Origin of the sequence: Dokdonia sinensis (assembly GCF_003688895.1) — a bacterium.
GTDB classification, from domain to species: Bacteria; Bacteroidota; Bacteroidia; order Flavobacteriales; family Flavobacteriaceae; genus Dokdonia; species Dokdonia sinensis.
The window spans coordinates 265,613-280,819 of record NZ_REFV01000002.1 but is presented as its reverse complement, the minus strand read 5'-3'; the positions used below and the strand labels follow the sequence as shown (position 1 = coordinate 280,819).

14 protein-coding genes are annotated in these 15,207 nt (G+C 39.3%); 11 read left to right on the top strand and 3 right to left on the bottom strand.

Features of this window, described 5'->3' with window-relative positions:
• Nucleotides 1-78: 78 nt before the first annotated feature.
• The 11 genes from EAX61_RS03390 to EAX61_RS03340 all read left to right on the top strand — a co-directional run bounded on the left by EAX61_RS03390 (nt 79) and on the right by EAX61_RS03340 (nt 11,360).
• Entirely contained in the window at nt 79-1,014 is a 936-nt protein-coding gene (locus tag EAX61_RS03390; protein WP_121916249.1) for a ketopantoate reductase family protein, read from the top strand.
• 150 nt (nt 1,015-1,164) lie between these two features.
• On the top strand, nt 1,165-4,272 hold the full coding sequence (locus EAX61_RS03385) for a WD40/YVTN/BNR-like repeat-containing protein (RefSeq protein ID WP_121916344.1): 3,108 nt from the start codon (nt 1,165-1,167) through the stop codon (nt 4,270-4,272).
• A 75-nt stretch (nt 4,273-4,347) separates the two neighbouring features.
• Nucleotides 4,348-4,899 (top strand): CopD family protein, encoded by a 552-nt coding sequence (locus EAX61_RS03380; protein WP_121916248.1) that lies wholly within the window; start codon nt 4,348-4,350, stop codon nt 4,897-4,899.
• Entirely contained in the window at nt 4,892-6,349 is a 1,458-nt protein-coding gene (locus tag EAX61_RS03375; protein ID WP_347337919.1) for a sensor histidine kinase, read from the top strand. The genes EAX61_RS03380 and EAX61_RS03375 overlap by 8 nt, the downstream gene beginning before the upstream one ends.
• A 123-nt stretch (nt 6,350-6,472) precedes the next feature.
• The gene (locus EAX61_RS03370) at nt 6,473-7,255 is read left to right on the top strand and encodes an enoyl-CoA hydratase/isomerase family protein (protein WP_121916247.1); all 783 of its coding nucleotides are present in this window, start codon (nt 6,473-6,475) and stop codon (nt 7,253-7,255) included.
• A 77-nt stretch (nt 7,256-7,332) separates the two neighbouring features.
• Nucleotides 7,333-7,821, top strand: coding sequence for a DUF6428 family protein (locus tag EAX61_RS03365; protein WP_121916246.1), 489 nt, complete (start codon nt 7,333-7,335; stop codon nt 7,819-7,821).
• 3 nt (nt 7,822-7,824) lie between these two features.
• Nucleotides 7,825-8,319, top strand: a complete 495-nt coding sequence (locus EAX61_RS03360) for a GNAT family N-acetyltransferase (protein ID WP_236641973.1) — start codon at nt 7,825-7,827, stop codon at nt 8,317-8,319.
• Between the two features lie 10 nt (nt 8,320-8,329).
• Nucleotides 8,330-8,752, top strand: coding sequence for an arsenate reductase ArsC (locus tag EAX61_RS03355; protein ID WP_121916244.1), 423 nt, complete (start codon nt 8,330-8,332; stop codon nt 8,750-8,752).
• An 89-nt stretch (nt 8,753-8,841) separates the two neighbouring features.
• Nucleotides 8,842-9,372 (top strand): DUF421 domain-containing protein, encoded by a 531-nt coding sequence (locus EAX61_RS03350; protein ID WP_121916243.1) that lies wholly within the window; start codon nt 8,842-8,844, stop codon nt 9,370-9,372.
• Nucleotides 9,373-9,389: 17 nt separating this feature from the next.
• Nucleotides 9,390-10,103 (top strand): flavodoxin family protein, encoded by a 714-nt coding sequence (locus EAX61_RS03345; RefSeq protein ID WP_121916242.1) that lies wholly within the window; start codon nt 9,390-9,392, stop codon nt 10,101-10,103.
• A gap of 132 nt (nt 10,104-10,235) precedes the next feature.
• On the top strand, nt 10,236-11,360 hold the full coding sequence (locus EAX61_RS03340; RefSeq protein ID WP_121916241.1) for an ATP-binding protein: 1,125 nt from the start codon (nt 10,236-10,238) through the stop codon (nt 11,358-11,360).
• Between the two features lie 10 nt (nt 11,361-11,370).
• Here EAX61_RS03340 and EAX61_RS03335 read toward each other — a convergent pair whose 3' ends face one another.
• The 3 genes from EAX61_RS03335 to EAX61_RS03325 form a co-directional block, all read right to left on the bottom strand.
• Nucleotides 11,371-13,185, bottom strand: coding sequence for a GNAT family N-acyltransferase (locus EAX61_RS03335; RefSeq protein WP_121916240.1), 1,815 nt, complete (start codon nt 13,183-13,185; stop codon nt 11,371-11,373).
• Nucleotides 13,186-13,264: 79 nt separating this feature from the next.
• The gene (locus EAX61_RS03330; RefSeq protein WP_121916239.1) at nt 13,265-14,515 is read right to left on the bottom strand and encodes an aspartate kinase; all 1,251 of its coding nucleotides are present in this window, start codon (nt 14,513-14,515) and stop codon (nt 13,265-13,267) included.
• A gap of 117 nt (nt 14,516-14,632) precedes the next feature.
• Nucleotides 14,633-15,112, bottom strand: a complete 480-nt coding sequence (locus tag EAX61_RS03325) for a GNAT family N-acetyltransferase (RefSeq protein WP_121916238.1) — start codon at nt 15,110-15,112, stop codon at nt 14,633-14,635.
• Nucleotides 15,113-15,207: the final 95 nt, after the last annotated feature.

The following is a 15,207-nucleotide window of genomic DNA, read 5'->3' as shown; positions in this document are numbered from 1 at the left end:
TCCTGGTATGAGCATTAAAACTTGACACTAACACGGCACGCTTCAGTCCTTATTTAATAATTAATATAAGCTACATATATGAATATTTTAATTTATGGCACTGGCGGTGTAGGCGGATTTTTTGGCGGTAAACTTGCACTCAGTAAACATAAAGTCACTATGATTGCTCGTGGGGCACATCTAGAAGCCATACAGAAAAAGGGGCTTCGAGTAAAAAGCATCACCGGAAACTTTACAGCATATCCTGAGCTAGCGACAGACGACTTATCAGAAATCGAGACTCCAGGCCTAGTCATCTTCGGAGTAAAATCTTGGCAGTTAGAAAATGCGATAAAAGATATATTGCAATATTGTAATGATAACACAATATATCTACCACTACAAAATGGAGCTAATAATTTAGAACATCTTAACACCGCCGTTCCAAAAGAACAAGTCCTCGCTGGGCTATGTAGGATGATAAGTTTTATAGAAAGTCCTGGCGTTATATCAAATCCAGATATTCCCCCTACACTGCTCTTTGGAGAACAAGACAATGCAGAGACAGAACGTGTTCAAAATATTCTTAAAATCTTCAAATCGGCCAAAATTGATGCGGCTATTCCTGATGATATTCAGCTTGCTATATGGGAGAAATTCTTGTTTATCACTACTGTTAGCGCCATAGGAGGCCTAACTAGAGTAGGCATAGGCACAATGAGAGAGAGTGATTATATAAATGAGCTCATGCTCAAAACAGCTCAAGAAGTTTGTGAGGTTGCTCTTGCCAAAGGGATAAAACTCCCTATAAATACAATAGAAAATACGTTTAAAGCAATTAACAGACAATCGTACGAAACCACAGCTTCCACCCAACGTGATATTATGCAGGGGAAACCCAGCGAGCTTGAGAATTTTAATGGTTACATAGTAAAGGAAGGGAAACAACTTGGCATAGCAACACCTGTAAATAAAATGATTTATGAGCTCTTACTCCCACAAGAGCGTAAGACTAGGCAGCAACAAGTAGTCTAATAGAGTACAATGATATTATGTTCCCTAGTCCTAGACGCTTTTGCAAAATACCCTGAGTTTATCAAACGAAAAGCGTTAAAACCCTGAACCCACTTCCGTCCTAGTAGAGAATTGCTTAATTTTCTTCTCAAGATAAAAACCAACAAAAAAATGAAAATCAATTTCCTCCTTTTATTCCTCGCTATATGGTCAGGAATCTCTTTAGAAAGTATTGCACAAACCCCAGATGAGTCTAATTATGAAGCACTCCAATACCGTCTCATCGGTCCTTTTAGAGGTGGACGTAGTGCAGCCGTGACTGGGGTACCTGGACAACCAGACTTGTTTTATATGGGAAGTACGGGCGGTGGCGTGTGGCGTACGATAAATGGAGGTAAGGAATGGGAAAATATCTCTGACGGATTTTTTGGTGGAAGTATAGGCGCGGTCGAGGTCTCAAAAAGTGACCCAAATGTCATTTACGTAGGAGGCGGAGAAAAAACCCTACGCGGTAATGTTTCATCAGGATATGGTATTTGGAAATCTGAAGATGCTGGAAAAACGTGGTTTGAATCAGGCTTAAAAGAAAGCCGTCACATCCCTAGAATACGAGTACATCCTACAAATTCTGACATCGTATATGCAGGTGTTTTAGGAAATATATATAAACCTACACAGGAGCGTGGAGTTTACAAGAGTACAGATGGAGGTAAAACTTGGAGAAGAACTCTATTTTCTAACGAAAATAGTGGAGTCGTAGATTTAATTATAGACCCAAATAATCACAGAGTTTTATATGCAACCACTTGGAACGCACGACGTACACCTTATAGTTTAAGTTCTGGAGGAGAAGGCTCTGCACTATGGAAGAGTACAGATAGCGGAGAAACGTGGAAAGAGATTTCTAAAAAAGAAGGCTTTGCAGAAGGCACTCTAGGTATTATGGGCATTACCGTATCCCCAGCAAACAGTAATCGTTTGTACGCTATGGTTGAGAATCAAAAAGAAGGTGGTCTTTACACCTCTACAGATGCAGGAAATACTTGGAAAAAAATAAACGATGAGCGTAAATTACGCCAGCGTGCTTGGTACTACACAAGGCTATATGCAGATACTAAGGATGAAAGTACAGTCTACGTGCTCAATGTGCGCTATCACAAATCTACAGATGGCGGAAAAACCTTTAGCACCTACAATGCTCCTCACGGTGACCATCACGATCTATGGATTGCTCCAGAAGATCCTAAGCGTATGATTATAGGTGATGATGGTGGAGCACAGGTTTCTTATGATGGTGGTCGTTCTTGGAGTACTTATATGAACCAGCCCACAGCACAATTTTATCGAGTGACCACAGATAATGCATTTCCTTATAGAATTTATGTCGCGCAGCAGGATAATAGCACGATCAGGATTCCCCACCGCACGGAGAACAGAAGTATAAGCGAAGATGATTGGGAAAGTACCGCAGGAGGAGAATCTGCACATATTGCTGTAGATCCAGAAAATAATGAGATCGTTTACGGAGGGAGCTACGACGGTTTTTTAACCCGGGTAAATCACGATAAAAACACGGTACGCTCGGTTTCTGTCTGGCCAGACAACCCTATGGGGCACGGTGTAGAGGATATGAAATACCGATTCCAATGGAATTTTCCTATTATTTTTTCAAAGCATAACCCTGACCGTCTGTACACTTTTTCTCAGAGCGTACACGTGAGTGAGAATGAGGGACAGAGTTGGAAGGTCATAAGTGGCGACCTAACAACAAATGACCCCGAAAAAATGAAATCTTCGGGTGGACCCATTACACAAGACAATACCTCGGTAGAGTATTACTGTACCATTTTTGCAGCAGCAGAGTCACCTCTTAAAGAAGGATTACTTTGGGTAGGAAGTGATGACGGTCTCGTACATATTACTCAAAATGGTGGAACGAGCTGGGAAAACGTAACACCTAAGGGTATGCCTGCAAATATGATGATAAACAGCGTGGAGCCGAGTGCCTTTGATGAAGGAACGGCCTATGTAGCAGGAACACGATATAAATTAGGTGATTTTACGCCCTATTTATATAAAACGACCGATTACGGAAAATCTTGGAAAAAGATTACAACCGGTATTCCTGCAGAACATTTTACGCGTGTTTTACGTGAAGACCCTAAACAAAAGGGGCTACTCTATGCTGGAACAGAAACGGGTATGTACATAAGCTTTGACGACGGCAAAAATTGGCGTTCATTTCAACTTAATTTACCTATCGTTCCCATTACAGACCTTACCATAAAGGATGATAATTTAATTGTAGCTACTCAGGGACGTAGTCTTTGGATTATAGATGACTTAGGGATGTTGCATCAGTCCGCTTTCGCGAAAGCAAAAACAAACAAACTCTTTAAGCCTAAACCCACCTACCGAATGGGAGGCTCTAGTAGTAAAAAAGCAAGCCTGACCGAAGGAACAAATCATCCTGCAGGAGTAATCACTTATTTTAACATCCCTAACTACGACAAGAAAAAAGACACCATAAGCTTGACTTACACGCGCAAAAGTGGAGACACATTAAGATCTTTTAGTACTGCTGCAAAGAAAAAAGAGGATTCTCTCGAAGTAAAAAAAGGAGGAAATATGTTTGCTTGGGATACTAGAATCAAAGGAGCAGAGGAACTCAAAAAAATGATTTTATGGTGGGCAGATCTTGATGGTCCTAAAGCCACACCAGGCAAGTACAATGTCTCTTTAAATATTAATGGGGAAGTACAAACCGAATCTTTTGAAATACTCGCAAATCCTAATGCCGAAGCTACCATTGCAGATATGCAAAAGCAATTTGACTTTATTGCAGATGTCAATAAATCTGTAAACCGCGCACACCAAAGTATTAAAAAGATCAGAAAAATTAATAGTCAACTTAAAGCTTTTACCACCCAATATAAGGACGATAGTCGTACGACAGATTTACGTAAAAAAGCAGAAACGATGCAGGAAGAATTTGGCAAGATTGAAAAAGAACTTTACCAAACCAAAAATCGCTCAGGTCAAGATCCACTCAATTTTCCAATCAGGCTTACCAACAAATTAGGACATTTAAACAGTCTCGTAGGGATGGGGGATTTTGGCCCTACAGACCAAGATGTCGCTGTAAAAAATCAGTTAACCGCCGAAATCAATACACAGTTAGAAGCTTTTGATAACATGCTGGACGGCGAGGTGGCAAAGTTTAATGATGAGTTTAATAGTTTGAAGCTGGATTATTTGTTTGTGGAGGGAGAGGAATAAAGTGAAATCTGATACTTAATAAGTGCTGTGTTATGCCGTACTTAAATTTTTACACTCCTTCGTATCTTTGATACTATGTCCGAATACTACCTATACTTCAAATCACTACACGTCATCTTTATCGTTACTTGGTTTGCGGGGCTTTTTTATATGCCAAGACTTTTTGTATACCAAATAGAGGCTTCAGAAAAACCTTCGCCAGATAAGGAAATCTTAGGGAAGCAACTAGGATTAATGGCAAAACGACTTTGGAAAATCATTACAGGTCCCTCTATGGTTCTAGCGACAATTTTTGGATTACTGATGTTTTATGTCAGCCCAGGATTATTAGAACAACCGTGGATGCAAATTAAATTAGGTTTTATCATTCTTTTATTCTTTTATCACGCACGGACTTGGAAAATTCACACACAATTACAAGCTGGTAATTTTAAATATACTTCTCAACAAATGCGCCTCTGGAACGAGGGTGCAACGCTCATACTCTTTGCTGTAGTTTTTCTCGCTGTGACAAAAAGTGCTACAAACTGGCTTTATGGATTTTTAGGTCTTATCGGTCTGGCAGTATTATTGATGCTAGGGATACGATTATATAGGAAAATCCAAAAGAATAATCCCGATGCCTGATATGTTTAAGTTCAGTCGTAAGTCTTTACGGTCTAATATTTTTACTTCGATGCTACTGCTTGTAGTCATAGCATTTGCCCTTATTGCAGGCGTTACTTACTTTCAGTATAAGGAGCAAATTAAAGACTACAATGAGGATAGGCTAGAGCGCAAAGAGTCTTCTATAAAAAAAACAATCAACTTTGTTTTGCGTAGCACAAGCTACGAGCTTAAAACAGACAAGCTAGAGTATATCTTTAGACAGGAAATTTTTGAAATTGCAAAAGTCCAGGGAGAAAACCTATCCATTTACGATTTAGATGGAAATCCATTAATCTCCTCTACCGAAACACTATCTAGCGGAAAGGTAGAACCGATGTCTCAAGAAATTTTAAATAAACTTGAAAAATCCCAAGAGAAACGCTACGTAGACCAAAGAGAGAACGAAAATATTTCTCAACAATTTTCCTATTCATATATAGACGACCCTCGATTTAAACCGTTGGGTATTCTCGAGATTCAGTATGAAGATAGCGATGCTTTTATCAATAAAGAGATGCGGGAAATCTTGTGGCGACTCGTGGCTGTAAATATCATTATGGTTATTATAGCCGTTATCCTAGCGTATTTCCTTGCTCGATACATTACAAGAGCTCTTAAAGCAGTAGAAAATAATATCAAAGAAACGCAGCTGGACAAGCGCAACGCAAAAGTCCAGACCCAAGAACTCCCGCTAGAATTACTTACCCTGGTAAATGCATACAACAGGATGATAGACGAGCTTGAGGATAGTGCCGCCCAGCTTGCTCAAAATGAACGTGAAGCTGCCTGGCGTGAGATGGCGAAGCAGGTTGCACACGAGATCAAAAATCCGCTTACGCCTATGCGACTTACGGTACAAAGTTTTGAACGCCGTTTTGACCCAGAAGATCCTGAAATACATTCTAAAATTAGGGAATACAGTAACACGCTCATCCAGCAAATTGATACCATGAGCAGCATTGCCAGCGCATTTTCAAACTTTGCAGATATGCCAGCCCAACAAACCGAAATACTTAATGTTCCTAAAATTGTAAAGCTCTCTATTGATATTTTTAATGAGCGATACATAGACTTTTACTGCGAGCAGGAAGAGATTATGGCAACCTTTGACCGGACGCAATTAATACGCGTGGTAACAAATCTTGTAAAAAATGCAGTCCAAGCCACAAAAGACATAGAACAACCCAAAATACTCGTTGAAGTAGCCCAAAATAGTGATAGCGTCATCATCTCCGTAAATGACAACGGACTGGGAATTACAGAAGAAAACAAGTCAAAAATTTTTGAACCTAAGTTTACAACAAAATCCAGCGGTATGGGCTTGGGTCTTGCAATGGTAAAAAATATTGTAGAAACCTATGGCGGAAACATTACTTTTACAGCATCTCCCGAGGACGGCACCACATTTACGGTGATATTCCCTAAGTAGTTGAGGAGACTTTTTACGCTTTCTGTGAGATAAACTCAGAATAAATCCCGAAAGCGGAAGAACCAATAGTATAATAAGCGATGAGCGGGATGAGATTTCCGCCCACGCAGAAATTAAATAAATATGTCATACAACAACATCCTATCCGAAACGGCAAACGGTATCACGACCATTACCATAAACCGTCCCTCTAAACTCAATGCCTTAAATAGAGAAACGATTGATGAGTTGCATAACGCTTTTGCAAAAGCAGACTCGGATACAGACACTAGAGTGATTATCATCACAGGTTCAGGCGAAAAAGCTTTTGTGGCGGGCGCAGATATCTCTGAGTTTGCCCACTTTGAAGTAGCCGAAGGTGCCGCGCTTGCTAGAATAGGGCAAGAACAACTTTTTGATTTTGTCGAAAATCTAGGAACTCCGGTAATTGCAGCTATAAACGGTTTTGCGTTAGGAGGTGGCTTAGAACTAGCGATGGCAGCTCATTTTAGAATTGCCAGCGACAATGCACGTATGGGACTACCAGAAGTGTCACTTGGGGTTATCCCAGGATATGGAGGAACGCAACGCCTACCACAACTGGTAGGAAAAGGCCGCGCAATGGAAATGATAATGACCGCAGGAATGATAGACGCAACCGTAGCATTAGATTATGGGCTTATAAATCATCTAGTACCACAAGATGAACTAATTACTCTTGCAGAAAAGCTTGCCAGTAAAATTATGCGTAATTCGCCAGTAGCCATTGCTGTGGCAATAGGCGCAGTAAATGCAGGGTTTAAAGACGGTGTAAACGGTTATGAAGCCGAAATCGAGGCTTTTGGAAACTGCTTTGGGACAGATGATTTTACCGAAGGAACAACAGCTTTTCTTGAAAAAAGGAAGGCAAATTTTAAAGGAGCTTAATCCTTGAGTTATAGAATAAATTCTAAAATGACTGACGGGCAAGATTCCCACCCCCTGAAGAAATAAAAATACATATTATGAAAACACAAGAATTCTTAAACCTACTAAAAGAATATCAAGGCAAATCCTTACTCTTTCAATATGCGCCAAACCTTCTTGTAGGAGCAAATTATCATATTACTGAAGTTAAGCATATTACAGTAGATTCCGTAGACTGTGGTGCAGGAGTAGATGCTTGGAAAGAAACAATTATCCAACTGTGGGAAGACCCTAATGAATTAGGAAAAACGGAATTTATGAGTGCTTATAAAGCAATGGCAATTCTCTCTAGAGTAGGCAAATTGAAACCGTATGTTATAGATGCAGAAGTGAAGATTGAGTACAGTAATGCAAACTTTCACACGGCGCAACTTTTTGTTAACGATTACGAAATACGTGGCACAAATTTGATGTTTAAATTAGCCAGTATCCCAACAGATTGTAAAGCAAAAGAAGCTTGCGGTATCCAGCCAGAGAATGTAATAAAAGCACAAGGCAGTTGCGCCCCAGGCAGCGGTTGTTGCTAGAGAATGAAAATGGATTATACGATACGAGAATTTGAGAAAAGGGATTTCCCTACTTGTGCTATAATTTATCAAGAAGGACTAGACACTGGAATAGCCACTTTTGAAACAAAAGTGCCGGACTACCAGCAGTGGAATACTAAATATTTAGAACAGTGCCGCTTTGTGATTTTGAGCAAGGACGAAGTCCTTGGCTGGATTGCATTGACACCTTTTTCCAATCGTAAAGTCTATAGTGGTGTTGCAGAAGTAAGTCTTTACATTTCTAAAACCGCTAGAGGAAATGGTTTAGGAACCGCATTACTTAAAACCTGTATCCTACAGAGCGAGAAAGAAGGTTTCTGGACCTTACAAGCAAAAATTTTCCTTCAGAATAAGGGAAGCTTACATTTATTTGAGACGTGTGGATTTAGAAAAGTAGGCGTGCGTGAAAAACTGGGAATGAGAAACGGTACTTGGTACGATAATATCTTACTAGAACGAAGAACTCAAACTGCTTAAATATAAATCGATGAAAAGAAACATACTAGTACTTTGCACAGGAAACAGCTGTCGTAGCCAGATGGCACACGGGTATTTACAGAAAGTTGCTGGTGATAAGCTTAATGTCTATTCTGCAGGAATTGAGACGCATGGTATTAATCCTGGAGCCGCTGCTACGATGAAAAAGGATGGCATAGATATCACAGGTCATACCTCAAATCACGTAGATGAATATCAGGGCGTTTCTTGGGATTTTATCATTACCGTATGTGACCACGCTTATGAAAACTGTCCATTTATCGCTGCGCCAGATGCCGTACGGTTACATCACAACTTTTACGACCCTTCAAAACTAGAAGGAACTGAAGATGAGAAGGAGGCCGCTTTCGCGAAAGCGAGAGAAGAAATAAAAGCATATTGCAAAAACTTTATTGCAGAGCACCTAAGTTAGGACTTGCGCGTAATTCCTAAACCTTTGTGAAACCGTCTATATTCTTGTGCGTTAGGTTGTAAATTGATAAACAACCAAAAACCAAGAAGATGAATTTAGATTGGAAATACTTTGTACAAGGAATAGATATGTTGCCGGAAATCTTTCTCGCGGCTATTGGAATTTATATTGTCATACTCACGTATACTCAAATCTTTGGGCTTAAGAGTTTCAGCAAGATGACTGGCTTTGACTTCCTTAATACCATTGCCATTGGTAATCTTCTTGCGATGAGTATTGCCACGGCAAAACCTGGTCCTGCGCTGGGCGCATTAATTATTGGAATTCTTTATCTATTTAATTATCTCATAACGATTGCTCGATTTAAAAGCAAGACTGTCGAACAGGCTATCGATAATTCACCTATACTCCTAATGCGTGACGGAGAAATCCTGCACGATAACCTCAAACAAACTAAAATCACCGAAGATGAACTGCGTGGAAAATTAAGGGAAGCAAACGCCTTCCGACTAAGTCACGTACGCGCTGTAATTCTGGAAACTACGGGAGACGTTAGTGTGATGCATACTAGCGAAAATCTAGAAATAGAAGATTATATTTTAGAAGGTGTACGCTCGTAATTTAAAACTAGTAAGCTATGTCACAAAAACCAGATTTTTCCAACCTTAAAGCATTATTTATAAACTGTACTCTTAAACAGTCTCCACGTATGAGCCATACACAGGCACTTATGGATGTTTCTCAAAACATTATGAGGTCGGAGGATGTTACCGTAGAGAACCTCCGCTTTGTTGATCACGATGTAGCCTTTGGCGTCTATCATGATATGACCGAACACGGAGCGGGAAAGGATGACTGGCCAGCAATATGGGAAAAAGTAGATGAAGCAGATATTCTGCTTATTGGTACGCCTATCTGGCTAGGTGAGAAATCATCGGTCGCCACTCAACTCATAGAAAGACTGTATGCGGAAAGTGGAAAGCGCAATGATAAAGGACAATACTATTTTTACGGCAAAGTGGGTGGCTGCATCATTACTGGAAATGAAGATGGGATAAAACACGTTGCGATGGGAACGCTTTATGCATTACAACACATAGGCTACAGCATCCCACCACAAGCAGATTGTGGATGGATAGGTGAGGCAGGCCCTGGGCCAAGTTATAATGACGAAGAAAGTGACGCAAAAAACAATGACTTTACAAATCGCAACACCACCTTTATGACATACAACTTATTACATCTAGCCGCAATGCTAAAAGCTCAAGGAGGTTATCCTGCCTATGGAAATTCTAGGGGAGATTGGGATGATGGAACTCGCTGGAATTTTGAAAATCCTGAGTATCGATAAGCTTAGTATGTTTTTTACGCTTTCGCGAAAATTCTAAATACATAAAAATCTGTTTCTAATCTAAAAAACTATTAATTCAGCGATTGTAATCGCATAATTAATACTAAATTTGCGATTACAATCGCTGAATTTATGATTTTAAGAAGTATTACCTCGTTGCTAGAGCGTAAAATTAATGACCGAAAGATTATTATTTTACTGGGACCGAGGCAGGTGGGCAAAACTACCTTGCTTAAAAATTATTTTACAACCCCAGATACTCTTTGGCTTAATGGCGATGAATCTGATGTACGCACTTTACTTACAGATGCGTCCAGTACGGCGCTCAAACGGATAGTTGGCACAAAAAAAAGACTAATAATAGATGAAGCCCAGCGTATTCCTAATATAGGTTTGTCCCTTAAATTAATATATGATGAGATACCACACGTCAAAGTAATTGCTACAGGGTCTTCATCTTTTGAATTATCAAACCAAGTTAATGAACCCCTCACGGGTCGTAAGTGGGAGTATCACTTATGGCCACTAAGTCATAACGAGATGGTTTCACACACTAGCTTTCTGGAAGAAAATAGACTTTTAGAGCAACGTTTGCTCTATGGCTTTTACCCAGATGTAATTACAAATAGTGGCGAAGAACAAAGCATTATAAAACAGCTTTCTGATAGTTATCTATACAAAGATATTCTAGCGTGGCAAGATATAAAAAAACCACAGAAACTAGAAGCATTATTGCAAGCTCTTGCCTATCAAATAGGTCAAGAAGTTTCCTACCAAGAATTGGGAAGACTTACAGGAATGGATAATCAGACAGTAGAGCGATATATAAATTTACTAGAAAAAGCTTTCGTAGTTTTTAGACTACCGTCTCTGGCTAGGAATTTACGCAACGAACTTAAAAAAAGTCGTAAAATCTATTTTTATGACTTAGGAATACGTAATGCAATTATAAATAATTGGAAACCGCTGGCATTACGACAAGATACAGGCGCGATGTGGGAGAATTTCTTAATTGTTGAACGCCTCAAGTTTAAAGCCTACAATAGTATTTTTACAAACGATTATTTCTGGCGTACACACGCCCAACAGGAAATTGACTTTATAGAAGATTATCAAGGAAAATTACACGCCTATGAATTTAAGTGGAATAATAAACGCTCAGTTAAATTTAGCAAATCATTTACAAGTGCGTATCCTGATAATAAACTAATGGTAGTAAACCAAGAAAACTACTTCGATTTCATAAGTCAGACTTAGCTAGTTCTAATTACTCCTCATCGTCCTGAGACCGCCCGTATTTTTTCTCAAGCTCTGCCTGAAATTCTTCCATAACGGGTTTTACGGTACTCTCGGGCAAGTCGGCGATTTTAATGTACATCAGGCCGTCTATGGCATTGTTAAATAGTGGGTCCACATTAAAGGCAATTACCTTTGCGTTTTGTTTAATGTATTTTTTAATGAGAACAGGCAGTCTTAGGGAACCTGGCTCCACTTCTTCTATAAGTTTATCAAACTTATTAAGATCTGCCTTACTCTCGTCAAAAACAAATTCCTTATCCTCATCTGTAAGTTTTACCTTAAACTCTTTTTTAGGTCTTATATACTGCGCGATGTACGGGTCGTAATAATGCGACTTCATAAACTCAATCATCAGGGACTTTGAAAAGTTTGAGAATTGGTTAGAAATACTCACACCTCCTATAAGGTATTTATGTTCTGGAAAACGTAGTGTTGTGTGCACGATTCCTTTCCAAAGCAAGAAAAGAGGCATCGGTTTTTGCTGGTATTCTTTAGTAATAAATGCGCGCCCCATCTCAATGCTCTCACTCATCATCTTATGCAGCTCCGGCTCAAATCGAAAGAGGTCTTGCAAGTAAAAACCATCAATACCGTATTCCTTATAAATTTTTGCACCTAATCCCATACGATAGGCACCTGCCATTTTTTTTGCATCTGCATCCCACAGAAACATATGGTAGTAATAGCGATCAAACTTGTCTATATCTGTAGCCTCGTTCGTCCCTTCCCCTATTGCGCGGAAGGTGATCTCCCGCAAGCGCCCTATCTCCTGTAGGGTACTGGGCATTTCTTCAGCTGGAGCGAGAAAGACTTCGTAATTTTTAGATTGTAGGAGGCGGCGGTCATTTTTGCGCAAGCGGTCTATTTCGCCCTCTATGAGCGCGTGACTAGTTTCTCTTACTATTTTTTTAGGCTCTTTTGGAACTTTTAAGGTTTGAGGGATGTTGCTTAACAGTCTCTTTTTCTCAAAGGTTTTTGCTAGCATATAGGTTTTCTTGCGCAGAAACTCTGTAAAATCTTCTAAGCTTTCGTGTTGCTTTTGAGCTTGCACCTTAATCGGATTTCCTATACGTACTTTAATTACTCTATGTTTTTGCGTGAGTAGCTCACTAGGAAGTTTTGCGGTACGCAGCGTATCGCTTAAGCGTGATAACTGGTAAAATAATCTGCTGTTTTTTGCGTGAAAATAAATAGGAACTACAGGGACTTCTGCTTTTTTGATAAGCTTCATCGCTGCCTCTTCCCAAGGCTTATCGATAATGAGTTTATCGTCTTTATAAGTTGACACCTCTCCCGCAGGAAAAACACCTAATGGATGACCGTCTCGTAAATGGGAAATAGCACTTTTAAAACCTGCAATACTAGACTTTGCATCTTTGTTATTTTCAAAAGGATTTACAGGCATTACGTACGGCTTAAGCGGCTCGATACGGTGTAGGAGAAAATTTGCTATAATTTTAAAATCAGGACGCTGCTCGAGCATAAGTTTGAGCAATAAAATGCCGTCTATACCTCCGAGAGGATGATTTGAAATCGTAATATAGGCCCCATCTTTAGGAAGTCGTTTAAGGTCTTCTTCTGGAATTTCAAATTTAATTTGAAACTCATCTAAGAGTGCGTTCAGAAAATCAAGGTCACTCAGGTGCTTGTTACGGTCGTAGATTTCATTAGCCTTAGAAATCTTGAGTACTTTCATTAAAGACCACCCCATAAAAGTGCCCAAAAAGCCGAATTTATCGACCTTTATGGCGCGGGCAACTTCTCGAGCAGTAACAAGACCCATATTGATTTATAAGTTAAGTAGGCAAATATAGCGATTATGCATTTTTTTGCGGTGGTGTCCTTACAAAGACCATCTATAATTAGTTTTGTGTCACAAGTTGCACGGTGTTTTGAGCAACTTGTTTGAGTAGGACTGTTCTATTTTTTTGAAAAATATCGAGCACCTTTGGCGTAAAGTGCCTTATGGTATAAAGGGATACTCCCTCTATTGTCTGTACCTTAAACTTCCCTTTGAGGTGATTTACTAACTCATCTAAATGTTTAAACTTATTATCTACACAGACTGAAAAGCTGATGGCAGAGTTCTGTATGAGATCTACTTTCATTTTATATTTTGCCAGTAATTTAAAAACCTCGCCTATATTATCTTCCATCATAAATGAAAAATCTAGTGAAGACAGCGATATTAAAACTTGACCCTTCTTAACGATATAACATGGCACGTGCGGAACAAGAGTTTGACCTTTACTTACTGCTGTTCCTCTTTCTGTAGGATTAATAAATGATTTTACAAATAATGGAATTTCCTTACGTTGTAGGGGTTGTAGCGTTTTGGGATGGATTACAGAGGCTCCGTAAAATGCAAGCTCAATAGCTTCCTCATAGGAAATCTGATGGAGGAGTTCTGTGTTTTCAAAAACTCTTGGGTCTCCGTTAAGAACACCAGGAACGTCCTTCCAAATGGTCAGACTCTCGGCATTAAGGCAATAAGCAAATATTCCTCCAGAATAATCTGATCCCTCCCGCCCTAACGTTGTAGTAAAATTATTACTGTCTGATCCTATAAACCCTTGTGTGATGGATAGTGCTTTAAGGTTTACCTTTTCTTTTATCGCTTTTTGTGTTGCATCCCAATCTACACGCGCATCACGATAACTATCGTCCGTTTGTATTAGATCTCTAGCATCAATCCAATTATTTTGCAGACCGTTTTCATTAAGGTATGTACTTACCATTGTTGTAGAAATGAGCTCCCCGTAACTTACAACTTGGTCATAAACAAAGTCGTATTTGGGTGATTTATTCCAAGCAAGAAACCCTTTAAGTTCGCCAAAAAGTTCTTTAACGCGGTCGTATACTGCGTGACCTTTAGGAAATAGGCCGTCTAAAATTTCTTGATGATAGGTTATAGATTTATGGATTTGAGCTGGCACCGTAGTTTTATCACCAAAATAAGCGTGAATTACGTCTTCCATTGCATTTGTCGTTTTTCCCATTGCAGAGATAACGACAAGTTTTTCTGTGGTTCCAGTGGTTAATAGAACCTGCAATACATTTTTTACTCCCTCGGCATCTTTTACTGATGCTCCTCCAAATTTGAATATTTGCATTTGATTTGATTAAGTTGCTTTTGCAAAATTTATTGTAGTATGACTTATAAATTAGGATGTACTATTATCTACTTTAATTTGAGTTGTTACGCTTTCGCGAAAGCGTAAACTAAAACCTTATAATTGTTTTACATACTTTTTTAAACGATCATCATCCATCTGCACGAGATACCAATCCTTGAGAAACTGAGCACCGCTACGATCATAAAAATCTATGGCCTCTTTATTCCAGTCTAGAACAACCCACTCTACACGTTTTACATCTTCCTGTGCTCCATACAACATCACTTGATCGTAAAGTCCTTTGCCTATTCCCTTACCGCGATGTTCCTGTTTTACAATAAGGTCTTCTAGGTGCAAAGATTTACCTGCCCAAGTAGAAAATCTAAAATATACCAATGCCATTCCCACAATTTTATCACCTAGCGTTGCCACAAAACAAGTAAAAAGCCGATTTTCTCCAAAACCTGAGTCTACAAGCGTTTGTGCATTAATCTTTACGGCATCGGGTTCTTTCTCAAAAACAGCGAGCTCTGTAATAAGCTCCAAAACTGCGGGCATATCTGCTGGTTGTGCTTTTCTAATTGTAAAACCCATAACTTAAATTTTATCGCTGTGCTAAATTATAGAAATATGCGGAGTATTAGTTTACGAAAACGTTGTAGTAACGCGGAATTAATCTATTTTTGCGC

Excerpts from the sequence above, each read along its gene's own strand:
- EAX61_RS03390 (WP_121916249.1), top strand. The coding sequence starts at position 79 with ATGAATATTTTAATTTATGGCACTGGCGGTGTAGGCGGATTTTTTGGC.
- EAX61_RS03385 (WP_121916344.1), top strand. The coding sequence starts at position 1,165 with ATGAAAATCAATTTCCTCCTTTTATTCCTCGCTATATGGTCAGGAATC.
- EAX61_RS03380 (WP_121916248.1), top strand. The coding sequence starts at position 4,348 with ATGTCCGAATACTACCTATACTTCAAATCACTACACGTCATCTTTATC.
- EAX61_RS03375 (WP_347337919.1), top strand. The coding sequence starts at position 4,892 with ATGCCTGATATGTTTAAGTTCAGTCGTAAGTCTTTACGGTCTAATATT.
- EAX61_RS03370 (WP_121916247.1), top strand. The coding sequence starts at position 6,473 with ATGTCATACAACAACATCCTATCCGAAACGGCAAACGGTATCACGACC.
- EAX61_RS03365 (WP_121916246.1), top strand. The coding sequence starts at position 7,333 with ATGAAAACACAAGAATTCTTAAACCTACTAAAAGAATATCAAGGCAAA.
- EAX61_RS03360 (WP_236641973.1), top strand. The coding sequence starts at position 7,825 with ATGAAAATGGATTATACGATACGAGAATTTGAGAAAAGGGATTTCCCT.
- EAX61_RS03355 (WP_121916244.1), top strand. The coding sequence starts at position 8,330 with ATGAAAAGAAACATACTAGTACTTTGCACAGGAAACAGCTGTCGTAGC.
- EAX61_RS03350 (WP_121916243.1), top strand. The coding sequence starts at position 8,842 with ATGAATTTAGATTGGAAATACTTTGTACAAGGAATAGATATGTTGCCG.
- EAX61_RS03345 (WP_121916242.1), top strand. The coding sequence starts at position 9,390 with ATGTCACAAAAACCAGATTTTTCCAACCTTAAAGCATTATTTATAAAC.
- EAX61_RS03340 (WP_121916241.1), top strand. The coding sequence starts at position 10,236 with ATGATTTTAAGAAGTATTACCTCGTTGCTAGAGCGTAAAATTAATGAC.
- EAX61_RS03335 (WP_121916240.1), bottom strand. The coding sequence starts at position 13,185 with ATGGGTCTTGTTACTGCTCGAGAAGTTGCCCGCGCCATAAAGGTCGAT.
- EAX61_RS03330 (WP_121916239.1), bottom strand. The coding sequence starts at position 14,515 with ATGCAAATATTCAAATTTGGAGGAGCATCAGTAAAAGATGCCGAGGGA.
- EAX61_RS03325 (WP_121916238.1), bottom strand. The coding sequence starts at position 15,112 with ATGGGTTTTACAATTAGAAAAGCACAACCAGCAGATATGCCCGCAGTT.